This is a genomic window from Paracoccus sp. DMF, assembly GCF_004407025.1.
Taxonomy (GTDB): Bacteria; Pseudomonadota; Alphaproteobacteria; order Rhodobacterales; family Rhodobacteraceae; genus Paracoccus; species Paracoccus aminovorans_B.
Window position 1 is genome coordinate 71,842 of record NZ_SOKV02000013.1, and the last position, 14,873, is coordinate 86,714.

Genomic DNA, 14,873 nt, shown 5'->3' on the forward strand with positions numbered 1-14,873 from the left:
GGCGGGACAGCCCTAGCGCGCCTCGCCCTCGCCCGACTGCCGGGCGGCCTGCCAGACCCGGCCGGTGATGCCGCGGCCGCGCGCGGCATTGCGGTAGAGCCGGATCTGCATCGGCAGCTCGGGTGCGACGATTTCCAGCCGTCGGGCAGCCAGTTCGGCCTCGACCAGCCGGCGCGGGATCCAGACCATGCCATGCCCGGCCACGGCCATGCTTTTCAGCGCCTCGGCCATGCTCGATTCGTCGGTATGCGCGACATAGACCAGCGGCGCGCCGGGCTGGGCCAGCGCGATGCGGGCCATGGCGTTCAGGAACGAGCCGCGCGAATATTTCAGCATCGGCATGCCCTCGGTCAGCCATTCTCGCGGCCAGCCGGGACGCGCCACGGCGACCAGGCTGTCCTGGCCCACCACCAGATGCGGATAGCCGGCCGGATCCAGCGGAATGTTCACCTGCGGATGGGCATAGGTCAGGAAGAAGTCATAGCCGCCCTCGGTCAGCGCCTCGATGCAGCGGTCGAAATTCTCGGGCTTCACGCGGCTGGTCATCTGGCCGGCGGCGGATTTCAGCCGCATCAGCCAGCCGGGCAGGAAGGTCACGGTCAGGCTGTGCAGCGCCAGGAAACTGATCTCGCCGCCGCGGTTGCGTGCCTGGTCGCGGAATTCGGCGCGGCGGGCCTGGATCATCCGCACCGTCTCCTCGGCGGTCTCGCGGAAGGCGACGCCCTCGGGGGTCAGCGTCACCGGATAGCTGTCGCGGTTCAAAAGGTCGGTGCCCAGCCATTCCTCGAGCGCGCGGATGCGGCGGGAAAAGGCGCTTTGCGTGACGCCGCGCAACTCGGCCGAGCGCGAGAAGCTGTGCGTCTCGGCCAGCGACAGGAAATCCTCGAGCCACTTGAAATCCATGGCACCCCCTTCTGCCGGCTTTAGCCGAGGTGGCCGGGGGTCGCCAAGGGGCATTCTCAGACGGCGAAGTCGTCGGCCAGCACCGGGGCGGCGAAGCCGGTGCCGGTCGACAGCGCCACCTCGACGAATTCCTCGCCGAAGCCGACGATATCGGCGCGGCCGTCGCCGTTCACGTCGGCCAGCATGCGCTCGTGCCGGTCGGTGCGCCAGCCGTCGTCAAAGGCAAACTCGTCCGACCAGATCTCGGCGGTGGCAAAGCCCGCGCCGGTCGACAGCGCCACCGCGACGCCGGTTTCGCCGAAGGCGACGATGTCGGCGCGGCCGTCGCCGTCCACATCGGCCAGCAGGCGCTCGTGCCGCGCCACGTCCCAGCCGCCGGCGCGTGCAAACTCGACGCTCCAGACCGTGCTGGCGGCAAAGCGGCTGCCGGTGGACAGCGCCACCTGCACGCCGGTCTCGCCAAAGCCCACGATATCGGCGCGGCCGTCGCCGTCGACATCGGCCAGGGCGCGGACGTGAAGCTCGTTGCGCCAGCCGGCGGCATAGGTGAATTCGCGCGTGAAGACCTGTGCCGGCCCCAGCCCCGCGCCCGAGGACAGGCCGACCAGCACGCCGCCATTGCCGAAGCCGATCACGTCGTCGCGCCCGTCGCCGTCGACGTCCGCGACCGCGCGTTCATGTCGGGCGACGCGCCAGTTGCCGGCAAGCTGGCCCATGTCGGCAAGCCACAGCCCGGCATCGGTGAAGCCCTGGCCGTTCGACAGCGCCACCGTGACGCCATTGTCGCCGAAACCCACGATATCGGCGCGGCCGTCGCCGTTCAGGTCGCCCATCTCGCGCTCGTGCCGGTCGTTGCGCCAGCCGCTGCGGCTGGTGAAGGCCTCGGACCAGGCGGTCGCCTCGGCGAAGCAATAGTCGCCGGCAAGCGCGGTCAGCACCCGGCCCGTGCCGAAGCCCACCACGTCGGCCTGGCCGTCGCCATCCACATCGGCCAGCGTGCGGACATGGTTCTGCACCCGCCAGCCGCCGCGCACCTGGGTAAAGTCCAGCGCCCAGAGGTCCAGCACGTCGGCGACCAGGTGGTCGCGTTGCAGCCAGGCCTCGAAATGCGCCTCGAAGATCAGCTCGCCCTCGGGCGTATGGCCGCTTTGCGTCAGGGGGTCATGCGCGGCATAGGCGCGGAAGATGTCGCGGAAATGCTCCAGCAGCTCGGGCGGGACATTGGCGGGCAGGGCGCGGCTGCCATAGTCGACATGACCGACCAGTTCCCGGCCCGGGTCCGAGCCCTGGAAGGCCAGCGTCGCCAGCCAAGCCGTGGCGCGGTGGTCGCTGTGGTCATCATGCGAAAACACGCTTACATGGTCCTGGATCAGCACATTTGTCGCCTGGTGCGTGTCCATCAGCAGCCGCATCAGCTCGACCAGCTGGGCGCGGTCGTAGCTGGCGGCGCCGTCGACGCTGTGCAGCCGCTCCAGGTCGCCCTCGACCAGCTGTTCCAGGCTCTCGCGGCCATAGCGGTCCGAGCCGGTGCCATGCAGCATGCCGTCGGGCAGGCGCAAGAAATACAGCCGGACGCCGGGCTGGTCGGCCAGGTAGCTGGTGACGATCTGGTAACCGCTGTCGCCCAGCGTGACGGTCTCGGTCACCCATTGCGTCGAGCCGGTCATCTCGGACATGGCGGCGCGGGCGCCCGCCTCGCGCCCCAGCCAATAGGCGGCGCCTCGGCCGGCGTCGCCGGCGGTGAGAAAGACGGTGGTGACGGGTTCGCCGCGCGTCAGGGCGGCGTGCAGGGCCTGTTCCATGAACAGGATGCTGTCGTCCTGATGGGCGACAAACACGACATTGGATGCCGTTGGGCCAGACATGGCGATACTCGTGAAAAACCGGAGTGGAACACCACCAGCCTATGCCCGGAATGCCCTTGCGGCAATCCGGGAAATGGCGCATAAACAAAGGTTTGCCATGCCTTGCGGTTGCATTCACAGCCCGGCGCGAAACCCTGCGTGGAACGCCCGGGGCGCGCCGATTAGCGCATCAGCGCCAGCCAGTCCGTGATCGCCCGCAATGCCTCGGGCTCGTCGAGGAAGGGGATATGCGCGCGGTCGGGCACTTCGGCCAGGATCATGTCGGGGCGGCGGCGCTGCATCTCGGCCGCCGTCTCCTGCGCCAGCAGGTCCGAATTCGCGCCCCGGATCAGCGCCAGCGGCAGGTCCCGCGCGGCGTCGAACAGCGGCCAGAGATCGACCTCGGGCGCCTCGAAACCGGCCAGGAAGGCATCGCGCAGCGCCGGGTCGTAATTGATCCGCAGCCCCGCGGGCGTTTCCTGATAGTGCCGGCGGGCCTCCTCGAGCCAGCGCGAGGCAGGGACATGCGCAAAGCCCGGCATCACCGCCGGCAGGCGCGCGGCCAGTTCGTCATGCGTCGTGGCCGAGGGGTTGCGGCCGATGTAATCCTTGATCCGGTCCAGCCCGCCGCGTTGCAGGACCGCGCCGACGTCGTTCAGGCACAGGCCCAGCAGCCGCTCATGCGCCACCGCCGCCAGCAACATGCCGATCAGCCCCCCGCGCGAGGTGCCGAGCAGCGCCACCTTGTCCAGCCCGAGGTGATCCAGCAGCAGCAGCGCGTCGCGGCCCTCTTGCGCGACGGTATAGCTGTCGGCGCCCGACCAGCCCGATGCGCCGCGGCCGCGATAGTCCAGCCGGATCAGCCGCACGCCAGTCAGGTGCGGCGCCAGATAGTCGAAGTCGCTGCCGTTGCGGGTCAGCCCCGACAGCGCCAGCACCGGCAGACCGGCACCCTCGTCGCGATAGGCGAGGCGAGTGCCGTCCTCGGCCTGGAAATGCGCCAGCGCCATCACAGGTTGTCCGACTGCGGCATTCCCAGCACGTGATAGCCGCCGTCGACCAGCACGATCTCGCCGGTGGTGCAGGCGCCCCAGTCCGAGCAGAGCCAGACCGCGGTGCCGCCGATGGCCTCCAGCGTGGCATTGGCGCGCAGGGGCGCATTCGCCTCGGTATGGCGATAGGTCTTGCGGGCGCCGCCGATGGCTGCGCCGGCCAGGGTCTTCATCGGCCCGGGGCTGATCGCATTGACGCGGATCCCGTCGGGACCGAGGTCGTTGGCAAGATAACGGACGGACGATTCCAGCGCAGCCTTGGCCACCCCCATGACATTGTAGAACGGCGTGACCCGGTTCGAGCCGGCATAGGTCAGCGTGATGATCGAGCCGCCATTCGTCATCAGGGGCTGCGCCCGCCGGGCCAGGTCGATCAGCGAATAGCAGGAAATCGTCAAGGAATTCTTAAAGTTGTCGCGCGTGGTGTTGATGAATCGCCCGGTCAGCTCGTTCTTGTCGGAAAAGGCCACGGCATGGACCAGGAAATCCAGCCCGCCCCAGCGCGATTCGATCTGGGCAAAGGCCGCGTCCAGCGATTCGTCGTTCAGCACGTCGACATCCATCAGGAAGTCCGAGCCCAGCGACTGCGCCAGCGGCTCGACCCGCTTGCCGAAAGCCTCGCCCTGATAGGAAAAGGCCAGCTCGGCACCTTGGTCGGCCAGCGCCTTCGCGATGCCCCAGGCGATCGAGCGGTCATTCGCGACCCCCATCACCAGGCCGCGTTTCCCCTTCATCAAATCGCCCATCGCTTAACCTTTTCTTGGCTTATTCGCGGTATTTCGACAGGACCAGCGTCGCGTTGGTGCCGCCGAAACCGAAACTGTTGGAAAGGACCGTATCGAAATCGACATTGTCGACGCGCTCGCACGCGATTTCCTCGGGCCGGATCTCGGGATCCAGCTCGGTGATATTGGCCGAGGCGGCGATGAAGCCGTTCTGCATCATCAGCAGCGAATAGATCGCCTCATGCACGCCGGTCGCGCCCAGCGAATGGCCGGTCAGCGACTTGGTCGATGAGACGGGCGGCACCGCGCCCTCGCCGAAGACCCGGCGCAGGGCCTTGATCTCGCCCACGTCGCCGACCGGGGTCGAGGTGCCATGCGCATTGACATAGCTGACGCGGCGCCCCTCGGGCAGGGTCGAGAGCGCCAGCCGCATCGAACGCTCGCCGCCTTCGCCCGACGGCGCCACCATGTCGTAGCCGTCGCTGGTCGCGCCATAGCCGGTGACTTCGGCATAGATCCTGGCGCCGCGCGCCAGCGCATGGCCCAGTTCCTCGAGCACGACCACGCCGCCGCCGCCGGCGATGACGAAGCCGTCGCGGGTGGTGTCGAAGGGGCGCGAGGCGGTCTGCGGCGTGTCGTTGTATTTCGAGGACATCGCGCCCATGGCGTCGAACAGGCAGCTGAGCGTCCAGTCCAGTTCCTCGCCGCCGCCGGCGAAGACGATGTCCTGCTTGCCCATCTGGATCAGCTCGGTGCCATTGCCGACGCAATGCGCGCTGGTCGAGCAGGCCGAGGTGATGGAATAGTTCACGCCCTTAATCTTGAAGGGCGTGGCCAGGCAGGCCGAATTGGTCGAGGACATGCAGCGCGTGACCATGAACGGCCCCATACGCTTCGGCGCGCCTTTCTCGATCACGATGCGATGCGCGTCGAACAGGTTCGAGGTCGAGGGCCCGCCCGAGCCCATGACCAGCCCGGTGCGTTCGTTCGAGACATCCTCCGGCGTCAGCCCGGCATCGGCGATGGCCTGCTCCATGGCCAGGAAGTTATAGGCCGCGCCTTCGCCCATGAAGCGCAGGTTGCGCTTGTCGATATGGTCCTCGAGCACGATCTGCGGCATGCCGTGGACCTGGCTGCGAAAGCCATGCTCGGCATATTCGGGGGCGAAGACGATGCCCGAACGGCCCGCGCGCAGGCTGTCGGTGACCTCGGTGGCATTGTTGCCGATGGGAGAGACGATGCCCAGCCCGGTGATGACGACACGGCGCATGGCGTGCTCCTTGTTCATGGGTCAGGCGGCCGACAGGGCCACCTTCATGTCCTTGACCTCGTAGATGGTTTCGCCGTCGGCCTCGACCCGGCCGTCGGCGACGCCCATGGTCAGGCGACGGGTCTGCACCGCCTTGGTGAAGTCGACGAAATAGCGCAAGAGCTTGCGGTCGGGACGGACCATGCCGGTCAGCTTGACCTCGCCCACGCCGAGCGCATAGCCGCGGCCCTGCCAGCCGCGCCAGCCCAGGTTGAAGCCGGTCAGCTGCCACAGCCCGTCAAGGCCCAGGCAGCCCGGCATGATCGGGTTGCCGGGAAAGTGGCAGGCGAAGAACCACAGGTCGGGGGTGATGTCGAATTCGGCGACGACATGGCCCTTGCCATGCGCGCCGCGGTCGGCCGAGATGTCGGTGATGCGGTCCATCATCAGCATGGGCGGCTCGGGCAGCTGGGCATTGCCGGGACCGAACAGCTCGCCACGGGCGCAGGCCAGCAGATCGTCCTTGTCAAAGCTGGTCCGTGTCATCGTCATGCCTGTGTTTTCCCCTTGGTCGGACGTTGCGTCATCACTTCTGGTCACGGCAGGCCGCGCCCTCCGTCGAACTTTTCCCGGTCTATCATTCCGCCCCGTCGAGGCGCAAGGGCGCAGCTTTTACCCGAGTTTGCGCCGGCTTGGCCAGCTTGCCGCGGCAGCGTTGCCGACGCCTTCACGCTTGCTGCCGGGGGCTTTGCGCCCCCGGACCCCCGCAGGATATTTTTCCACAAAAGAGAAGCCAGACGGGTGTCGCGGATTGCGCTTCTTTCTTGTCCAAATATCCTGGGGGAGCGCGGCACGCGCGGGGGCAAAGCCCCCCGTCCCGCGCGACCACCACGCCGATCAGGCCGCCCGGGTTTGCCGGGCAAGCTCCATGGCGCGGCGGGCGATCAGGGCGATGCCGGGCTGGATGTCGGCTTCGCGGATCGAGGAATAGCCCAGCCGGAAGAACGGGCAGGGGGCCGGCGGCGTCTCGAAGAAGACCTCGCCCGGCTCGATCAGCACGCTGTCCTGCTGCAGCCGTTCCGCCAGCAGGCTGCTGTCGATGCCGCCCGGGGCCTCGATCCACAGGCTGGAGCCGCCCGAGCGCGCGACGCCGGCGATGCGCAGCGGCGTCTCGCCCAGGGCCTGCTCCATCAGCGCCCGGCGCCGCTTCAGCGCGCCGCGCAGCCGCACGATATGGGCGTCGTAATGCCCCAGCGCCAGGAAATAGGCGGTGATGCGTTGCAGGTGGTTCGGCGGGTGGCGCAGCATGATCGCCCGCAGCGCCCGTGCCCGGGCGATCAGCGGGGCAGGGGCCACCATGTAGCCGATGCGCAATCCCGGAAACAGCGATTTCGAGAAGCTGCCGATGTAGATCACCCGCCCGGCCCGGTCGAGCGACTTCAGCGCCGGGGCCGGCGGGGCCAGGTAGGACATCTCGAAATCATAGTCGTCTTCGACGATCAGGAAGTCATGCGCGGCGGCGCGGGCCAGCAACTCGCGGCGCCGGGCCAGCGGCATGGTGGCGCCGGTCGGGATATTATGGCTGGGCGTCACGATCACCAGCCGCGTGCCCTGCGGCAGCATCTGCGGGTCGAGCCCGCCTTCGTCCACGTCGAGGAAGGTGGTCGGGCTGTGGGCGCGGCGCAGGGTCTCGGCAAAATCGGGATAGCCCGGATCCTCGGTCACCGCGAGCCGGTCGCCGCGCGCCAGCAACTCGACGGTGATGAACAGCGCATTCTGCGCCCCCAGCGTCACCAGCACCTCGTCCGGCCGGGCGTGGATGCCGCGGCGCGGCAGCGAATGCGAGCAGATATAGTCGATCAGCATCGGATCGTCGGCGCCGTAGAAATCCGAGGCCAGCTCGCCGAAGTCGCGCGTCCCCCAGGCCCGGCGGGCGCAGTCGCGCCAGGCGTTGTGGTCAAACAGCCCCGGGTCGCTTTGCCCATAGATGAAGGGATAGCGGAAGTCGCGCCAGTTCGCCGGCTTGCGGATCACCCGCTGCCGGGGCTGGTGGTCCGAAAGCCAGCTGTCCCAGTCCAGCGCGGTCTCGCGCGGCAGGGGCTCCTGCACCCGCAGCCGGCGATGCGGCACCGTCGCCGCCACCATGATGCCCGAACGCGCCCGCGTCTCGAGATAGCCCTGGCTGATCAACTCCTGATAGACCAGCGTCACCGTCATGCGCGAAATGCCGAGCGACTCGGCCAGACCCCGCGACGAGGGCAGCCGCGTCCCCGGCCGGGCCCGTGTTTCCAGGATTGCCTGCACGATGGCCGCGGCAAGCCGGCCTTGCAGCGTGCCTGCCTCGCTGTCGCGCAGGAAGAACATCTCGACGGGGATGCGGTCGCTCATCTGGACCTATCTTTGCTTTCATCTGGTCATATCCTTGCGGCGCCGCACCTGCAACATTTTGTCGCAGAAGCGGTCGGACAGAACCGCGAGACAGAAGCGGGCCCGAATGACCAACCTGACCAGCGATGCGCAGGGGCGACGGACCGCCAGCACAGCAGGAACCGGCCGGCAGGGCCAGCTCCGCCAACGACAACGAACAGGGAGTCCCAGAATGACCAATTTCAGCCGGGCCGGAGTCTATCTGGCCGCGATGACCTTCGGTGCCGGCCTGACCGGCCAGGCCCTGGCCGAGACCACGGTGGTCGTCGGCTATCAGCAGATCGTCGGCCCCTTCATCAATGCCATCGCCGACGGCAGCATCGATGCGGCCGCCGAAAAGGCGGGCTACAAGATCGACTGGCGCCAGTTCTCCTCGGGCGGCGACATCTCGACGGCGCTGGCCTCGGGCAATGTGCCGGTCGGCGTCATCGGCTCGACCGGGATCGCCGCCGCCACCACGCGCGGCGTCGAGATGCAGCTGTTCTGGATCCTCGACAATATCGGCAAGTCCGAGGCCCTGGTCGCCCGCTCGGGCTCGGGCATCGAAAGCCCGGCGGATCTGGCCGGCAAGAACGTCGCGGTGCCCTTCGTCTCGACCTCGCATTTCCACCTGCTGGTGGGCATGGACCAGGTCTGGAAGATCGACCCGCGCTCGGTCAACATCCTGAACATGAAGCCGCCGCAGATCCTGGCCGCCTGGCAGCGTGGCGACATCGACGCCGCCTATGTCTGGCCGCCGGTGCTGAGCGAGCTGATGAAGGACGGCAAGGTCATCGCCGACAGCGAACAGATCGGCGCGGCCTCGGTGCCGACCTTCGACGGGCTGGTGGTCTCGACCGATTTCGCCAAGGAAAACCCGGAATTCATGCAGGCCTTCACCGACGCGCTGGCGGCATCCTATGCCGATTACAACGCCAACAAGGCCGCCTGGACCGCCGACTCGGCTCAGGTCGCGAATATCGTCAAGCTGATCGGCGGCGAAGCGGCCGGCGTGGTCGAGGCGCTGGGCATGCTGTCCTTCCCCGACGCGGCCGAACAGGCCTCGGCGACCTGGCTCGGCGGCGGCGCGCTGAAGGCCGTCAGCGAAAGCGCCAGGTTCCTGGTCGAGCAGAAGCAGATCGACAAGGCGCTGGACGACTATGCCCCCTTCGTCAACGCAAGTTTCGCCCAGGCTGCCGCGAAGTGATGCCCCGCATGCCCCGGGGGACCATCCCCGGGGCCTCATCCCAAGCCTTTCACCCCCTTCCCTGAAAGACCGCTGAGATGCAGACCCTGAAAGTCTCGAATGTCGACCTGATCTATCCGGGCCACCACAAGGGCGCCCCGGTCACGGCGCTGAAGGGCGTCAACCTCGAGGTCAAGAGCGGCGATTTCGTCGTTGCCCTGGGCGCCTCGGGCTGTGGCAAGACCACGCTTTTGAACCTGATGGCGGGCTTCATGGCCCCCTCGGCCGGCGAGATCACGCTGGGCGGCCGCCCCGTCGCCGGCCCCGGCCCCGAACGCGGCGTGGTGTTCCAGAAACACGCGCTGCTGCCCTGGCTGAATGTCATCGACAATGTCGAATTCGGCCTGAAGCTGCAGGGCGTCGACGCCAGGACCCGGCGCGAGCGCGCGGTCAAGAACCTGGCGCTGGTCGGCCTGCAGGACTTCCACAAGCACATGATCTATCACCTGTCGGGCGGCATGCAGCAGCGCGTCGGCATCGCCCGCGCCCTGACCTGCGACCCGGCCATGCTGCTGATGGACGAGCCGATGGCGGCGCTGGACGCCCTGACCCGCGAGACGGTGCAGGAGCTTTTGCTGCACATCTGGCAAAAGACCGAAAAGATGTATTTCTTCATCACCCACTCGGTCGAGGAGGCGCTGTTTCTCGGCTCGCGGCTGATCGTCATGTCGCCGCGCCCCGGCCGCATCACCCACACCTATGAGCTGGACTTCAACCGCCGCTTCCTGGCCGAGGGCGACTCGCGCGCCATCAAGTCCAGCCGCGACTTCATCGAAATGAGGGAGCAGATCCTTGGCATCATCTATGGCGACGAACGCGCCGGCGAAAAGGAAGCGGTCCATGCTTGAACGTCTGACCCGCGCCCGGCCGGCCCGCCCCGGCGTATCCTATGGCGCGCCCGGCGACGGCAACAGCGCCGTGATCAGCCTGGTCACCGCCATCGCGCTGATCGGCTTGTGGTTCCTGGTCACCGGCATGGGCTGGGTGAAACCGCTGTTCCTGCCGTCCCCCGCCGCGGTCTGGGGCAAGTTCGTGCTGGCCGTGACCGAGGGCGTGTCGAACTCGACCCTGCTGCAGCATACGCTGGCCAGCCTCGGCCGGGTGCTGGGCGCCTTCTTCCTGGCGCTGGTCGTCGCGGTGCCGCTGGGCATCCTGATGGGCGTGAACCGCTGGGTGCGCGGCATCCTGGATCCGATCATCGAATTCTATCGCCCGCTGCCGCCGCTGGCCTATCTGCCGCTGATCATCATCTGGCTTGGCATCGGCGAATTCCCCAAGGTCTTCCTGATCTTCCTGGCGATCTTCGCGCCGATGGCCATCGCGGCCCGGGCCGGCGTGCGCTCGGTCTCGACCGAACAGATCCACGCCGCCTATGCCATGGGCGCCAGCAAGTTGCAGGTGATCTTCCACGTCATCCTCAAGGCCGCGCTGCCCGAGATCTTCACCGGCATGCGCATCGGCATCGGCGTGGGCTGGACCACGCTGGTCGCGGCCGAGATGGTCGCCGCCTCGCGGGGCCTGGGCTTCATGGTGCTGAACTCGGCCGAATACCTGGCCTCGGACACCGTGATCATGGGCATCATCGTGATCGGCATCCTGGCCTTTGCTTTCGACATGCTGATCCGGCGCATCGAAAAGGCGCTGATCCCCTGGAAGGGCAAGATCTGATCCAGCCCCTCTGACCCGACCCCGATTCCCCAAGCAAGACAGTCCCGGAGGCGCGATCCCGCGCCACCGCCCGGGAAAGGAGCATCCGAACCATGACCCGCAAGCTGACCGCAGACGACCTGAAAGCGACCTTCGACGCCTTCAACCGCCATGACATCGAAGGTGTGATGACGCATTTCGCCGATGACTGCGTGTTCTACACCGTCGCCGGCGACAACGAATACGGCAACCGCATCGAGGGCAAGCCCGCCATCGCCAAGGCCTTCGAGACCGTCTGGACCACCATGCCGGACGTCGAATGGGCCGACCACAGCCATTTCCTGTCCGAGGACGGCACCCGCGGCGTCAGCCAATGGACCTTCCGCGCCACCAACCCCGACGGCACCCGGACCGAGGTCCAGGGCGTCGACCTGTTCCGCATCCGTGACGGTCAGCTGGTGGAAAAGCAGGCCATCCGCAAGCAGCGCCCGGCCATTCCGGCGCAATGAGGTCCGCCATGCAGGTCATCGAAAAACGCCCGGGCTCGGTCCCCTTCGACCCGTTCTACGATCCGATGACGGCCCCGGACCTGGGACCGCGCAGCGACTACGCGCCGACCTACTGGATCGGCACCGCGGGCCCGCCGCCCGCCGACGACGGCCCGGTCCGCGGCGATCTCGACGCCGACGTGGTGGTGATCGGCTCGGGCTACACCGGCCTGTCCTGTGCCCTGCACCTGGCCAAGGAGCACGGCATCAAGCCGGTGGTGCTGGAGGCCAATGGCGTGGCCTATGGCTGCTCGACCCGCAACGGCGGCCAGGCCCAGGTCAGCTCGGGCCGGCTCAAGCGCAGCCAGTGGATCGAGCGCTGGGGCCTCGATGTGGCGAAGCGGCTGCATGCCGAGGTCTGCGAGGGCTTCGATCTGTTCCGCGCCCTGATCCGCGACCACGACATCCAGTGCGACCCCCAGGACGGCGGGCATTACTACATCGCCCACAAGGCCTCGGTGATGCCGGGCCTGGAGCGCGAGGCGGCGCTCCTGCGCGACAGCTTCGGCTATGACGCCCGGATGCTGACGCGCGAGCAGCTGCATGCCGAGGTGGTGCGCGACCACGAGGCGCATGGCGCCCTGTGGGAGGCCGACGGCGTCGGCATCCATGCCGCGAAGCTGGCCTTCGGCTATCTGCGCGCGGCGCGCGAGCTGGGCGCCCGGGTGCATGTCGACAGCCCGGTGCAGGGCTGGGAGTATCGGGGCGGGGTGCATCACCTGCGTACCCCGGGCGGCACGGTCCGTGCCCGCCGCGTGGCGGTCGCGACCGCGGCCTATGCGCCCCGCGGCCTGCATCCCCGGCTCAAGGACCGGCTGATGCCGATCATGTCGAACAGCATCGTGACCCGCGTGCTGACGCCGGGCGAACTCGAGGCCGTGGGCATCCGCACCGGCTCGCCGCTGACCGATACGAGGACGCTGCGCCACTACTACCGCCTGCTGCCCGACAACCGGCTGCAGATCGGCTCGCGCGCCGCGATCACCGGCCGCGACGCGGCCAATCCCGCGCATCTTCAGGCGCTGAAGGAGGGGATGTATCGCAAGTTCCCGGCCCTGCGCGGCATCGAGCTCGACTACAGCTGGTGGGGCTGGGTGGATGTCAGCCACGACATGATGCCGCGCATCACCGGCATGCCCGACCTTCCCGGCGCCTTCTATGCCCTGGGCTACGGCGGCAACGGCGTGATGTATTCCGCCCAGGCCGGGCGCCGCATGGCGCAGCTGGTGGCGGGCCAGGCCGTGCCCGAGCTGCCGATCTTCAATACCGAACTGCCCCATGAAGGCTGGAGGACGCCGTTCCGCCGGCTCGGCCAATGGGGCCTCTACAAACTCTATCATTACCGCGACGAACGCGCATAAGGAGCCATCGCCATGAGAATGACCACTGAGGAAGCCTTTATCAAGGTTTTGCAACTGCATGGTATTGAGCATGCGTTCGGGATCATCGGTTCTGCGATGATGCCGGTGTCGGATTTGTTCCCGAAGGCGGGGATCACGTTCTGGGACTGCGCGCATGAGACGAATGCCGGGCTGATGGCGGACGGGTTCACGCGCTCGACGGGCAAGATGTCGATGGCGATCGCGCAGAACGGGCCGGGGGTGACCGGCTTCGTGACGCCGGTGAAGACCGCCTACTGGAACCACACGCCGCTTCTGCTGGTCACGCCGCAGGCGGCGAACAAGACCATCGGCCAGGGCGGCTTCCAGGAGATGGAGCAGATGCGGCTCTTTGCCGATTGCGTCTGCTACCAGGAGGAGGTGCGCGACCCGTCCCGCATCCCCGAGGTCTTGAACCGGGTGATCATGCAGGCCTGGAGGAACTCGGCGCCGGCGCAGATGAACATCCCGCGCGACATGTGGACCCAGGTGATCGACGTCGAGCTGCCGCAGGTGGTCAGCTTCGAGCGGCCCGCGGGCGGCGAGGCGGCGGTGGCCGAGGCGGCAAGGCTGCTGTCGGAAGCGAACTTCCCGGTCATCCTGTCGGGCGCCGGCGTGGTCCTGTCGGGTGCGATCCCGGACCTGGCGAAACTGGCCGAGCGGCTGGATGCGCCGGTGGCCTCGAACTACCAGCACAACGACAGCTTCCCGGGCAGCCACCCGCTGGCGGTCGGGCCCTTGGGCTACAACGGCTCGAAGGCGGCGATGGAGTTGATCGCCAAGGCCGACGTGGTGCTGGCGCTGGGGACGCGGCTCAACCCGTTCTCGACCCTGCCGGGCTACGGCATCGACTACTGGCCGAAGCAGGCGAAGATCATCCAGGTCGACATCAACGCCGACCGCATCGGGCTGACCAAGAAGGTCACCGTGGGCATCCAGGGCGACGCGGCCAAGGTGGCGCGCGCCGTCCTGGCGCAGCTTGCCCCCTCGGCGGGCGATGCCGGCCGGGCCGAGCGCAAGGCGCTGATCGCGCAGACCAAGTCCCGCTGGGCGCAGGAGCTCTCGAGCCTCGACCACGAGGATGACGATCCGGGCACGGAATGGAACGCCGAGGCGCGGGCGCGCGACGCCGGGCTGATGAGCCCGCGCCAGGCCTGGCGGGCGATCATGCAGGCGGTGCCGAAGGAGGCGATCGTCAGCAGCGACATCGGCAACAACTGCGCCATCGGCAATGCCTATCCGAGCTTCGAGGCCGGGCGGAAATACCTGGCGCCGGGCCTGTTCGGTCCCTGCGGCTACGGCTTCCCGGCGATCCTGGGCGCCAAGATCGGCAATCCCGAGGTGCCGGTGATCGGCTTTGCCGGCGACGGCGCCTTCGGCATCTCGATGAACGAGATGACCGCCTGCGGGCGCGCGGACTGGCCGGCGATCACCATGGTGATCTTCCGCAACTACCAGTGGGGCGCGGAAAAGCGCAACACGACGCTGTGGTACGCCAACAACTTCGTCGGCACCGAGCTCGACCGCGACACCTCCTATGCCGGCATCGCCCGGGCCTGCGGACTGCACGGTGTGCAGGTGACGTCGCAGGAGGAACTGACCGCGGCCCTGCACGAGGCGGTCGAGCGGCAGATGCAGAACCGCGAGACCACCTTCATCGAGGTGCTCTTGAACCAGGAGCTGGGCGAGCCCTTCCGCCGCGACGCGATGAAGAAGCCGGTGGTGGTGGCGGGGATCGACCCGGCCGACATGCGCCCGCAAAAGGGCGCCGCCTGACGCGCTTCTTTGCTCGGCCAATACCCCGGGGGGTGCGCTTGCCGGGCCCCATCGAGGGGCCGGGCAAGCGCGAGGGGGGCAGCGCCCCCCTCGGGGCC

At 67.9% G+C, this 14,873-nt stretch carries 13 protein-coding genes; 6 read left to right on the forward strand and 7 right to left on the reverse strand.

Annotated features, from left to right (window positions below):
• Positions 1–12: 12 nt before the first annotated feature.
• The 7 genes from E3D03_RS09810 to E3D03_RS09840 all read right to left on the reverse strand — a co-directional run bounded on the left by E3D03_RS09810 (position 13) and on the right by E3D03_RS09840 (position 8,161).
• On the reverse strand, positions 13–903 hold the full coding sequence (locus E3D03_RS09810) for a LysR family transcriptional regulator (RefSeq protein ID WP_263566802.1): 891 nt from the start codon (positions 901–903) through the stop codon (positions 13–15).
• Positions 904–959: 56 nt separating this feature from the next.
• Positions 960–2,768 carry an FG-GAP-like repeat-containing protein gene (locus E3D03_RS09815; protein ID WP_263566803.1) on the reverse strand — a complete coding sequence of 603 codons (1,809 nt, stop codon included), beginning with the start codon at positions 2,766–2,768 and terminating at the stop codon, positions 960–962.
• 161 nt (positions 2,769–2,929) lie between these two features.
• The gene (locus E3D03_RS09820) at positions 2,930–3,757 is read right to left on the reverse strand and encodes an alpha/beta fold hydrolase (RefSeq protein ID WP_263566804.1); all 828 of its coding nucleotides are present in this window, start codon (positions 3,755–3,757) and stop codon (positions 2,930–2,932) included.
• A complete protein-coding gene (locus E3D03_RS09825) occupies positions 3,757–4,545 on the reverse strand; it encodes an enoyl-ACP reductase (protein ID WP_017998130.1) in 789 nt (262 codons plus the stop codon). The genes E3D03_RS09820 and E3D03_RS09825 overlap by 1 nt, the downstream gene beginning before the upstream one ends.
• Before the next feature lie 19 nt (positions 4,546–4,564).
• The gene (fabB, locus tag E3D03_RS09830) at positions 4,565–5,794 is read right to left on the reverse strand and encodes a beta-ketoacyl-ACP synthase I (protein ID WP_263566805.1); all 1,230 of its coding nucleotides are present in this window, start codon (positions 5,792–5,794) and stop codon (positions 4,565–4,567) included.
• 21 nt (positions 5,795–5,815) lie between these two features.
• Positions 5,816–6,325 carry a bifunctional 3-hydroxydecanoyl-ACP dehydratase/trans-2-decenoyl-ACP isomerase gene (gene fabA / locus E3D03_RS09835; protein WP_017998128.1) on the reverse strand — a complete coding sequence of 170 codons (510 nt, stop codon included), beginning with the start codon at positions 6,323–6,325 and terminating at the stop codon, positions 5,816–5,818.
• 345 nt (positions 6,326–6,670) lie between these two features.
• Complete coding sequence (locus E3D03_RS09840; protein ID WP_263566806.1) at positions 6,671–8,161, reverse strand: PLP-dependent aminotransferase family protein; 1,491 nt, start codon at positions 8,159–8,161, stop codon at positions 6,671–6,673.
• A gap of 211 nt (positions 8,162–8,372) precedes the next feature.
• Between E3D03_RS09840 and tauA the strand changes: the two genes are divergently transcribed.
• From tauA to xsc, 6 genes are all read left to right on the forward strand, one after another.
• Positions 8,373–9,386 (forward strand): taurine ABC transporter substrate-binding protein, encoded by a 1,014-nt coding sequence (tauA, locus tag E3D03_RS09845; protein ID WP_263566807.1) that lies wholly within the window; start codon positions 8,373–8,375, stop codon positions 9,384–9,386.
• Between the two features lie 77 nt (positions 9,387–9,463).
• Entirely contained in the window at positions 9,464–10,273 is an 810-nt protein-coding gene (locus E3D03_RS09850; RefSeq protein WP_263566808.1) for a taurine ABC transporter ATP-binding protein, read from the forward strand.
• Positions 10,266–11,093 (forward strand): ABC transporter permease subunit, encoded by an 828-nt coding sequence (locus tag E3D03_RS09855; protein ID WP_017998124.1) that lies wholly within the window; start codon positions 10,266–10,268, stop codon positions 11,091–11,093. Before E3D03_RS09850 ends, E3D03_RS09855 begins: the two co-directional genes overlap by 8 nt.
• A gap of 92 nt (positions 11,094–11,185) precedes the next feature.
• The gene (locus tag E3D03_RS09860) at positions 11,186–11,581 is read left to right on the forward strand and encodes a nuclear transport factor 2 family protein (protein WP_263566809.1); all 396 of its coding nucleotides are present in this window, start codon (positions 11,186–11,188) and stop codon (positions 11,579–11,581) included.
• Positions 11,582–11,589: 8 nt separating this feature from the next.
• Positions 11,590–12,981 (forward strand): NAD(P)/FAD-dependent oxidoreductase, encoded by a 1,392-nt coding sequence (locus E3D03_RS09865; protein WP_263566810.1) that lies wholly within the window; start codon positions 11,590–11,592, stop codon positions 12,979–12,981.
• Positions 12,982–12,993: 12 nt separating this feature from the next.
• Entirely contained in the window at positions 12,994–14,775 is a 1,782-nt protein-coding gene (gene xsc / locus E3D03_RS09870; RefSeq protein ID WP_263566811.1) for a sulfoacetaldehyde acetyltransferase, read from the forward strand.
• Positions 14,776–14,873: the final 98 nt, after the last annotated feature.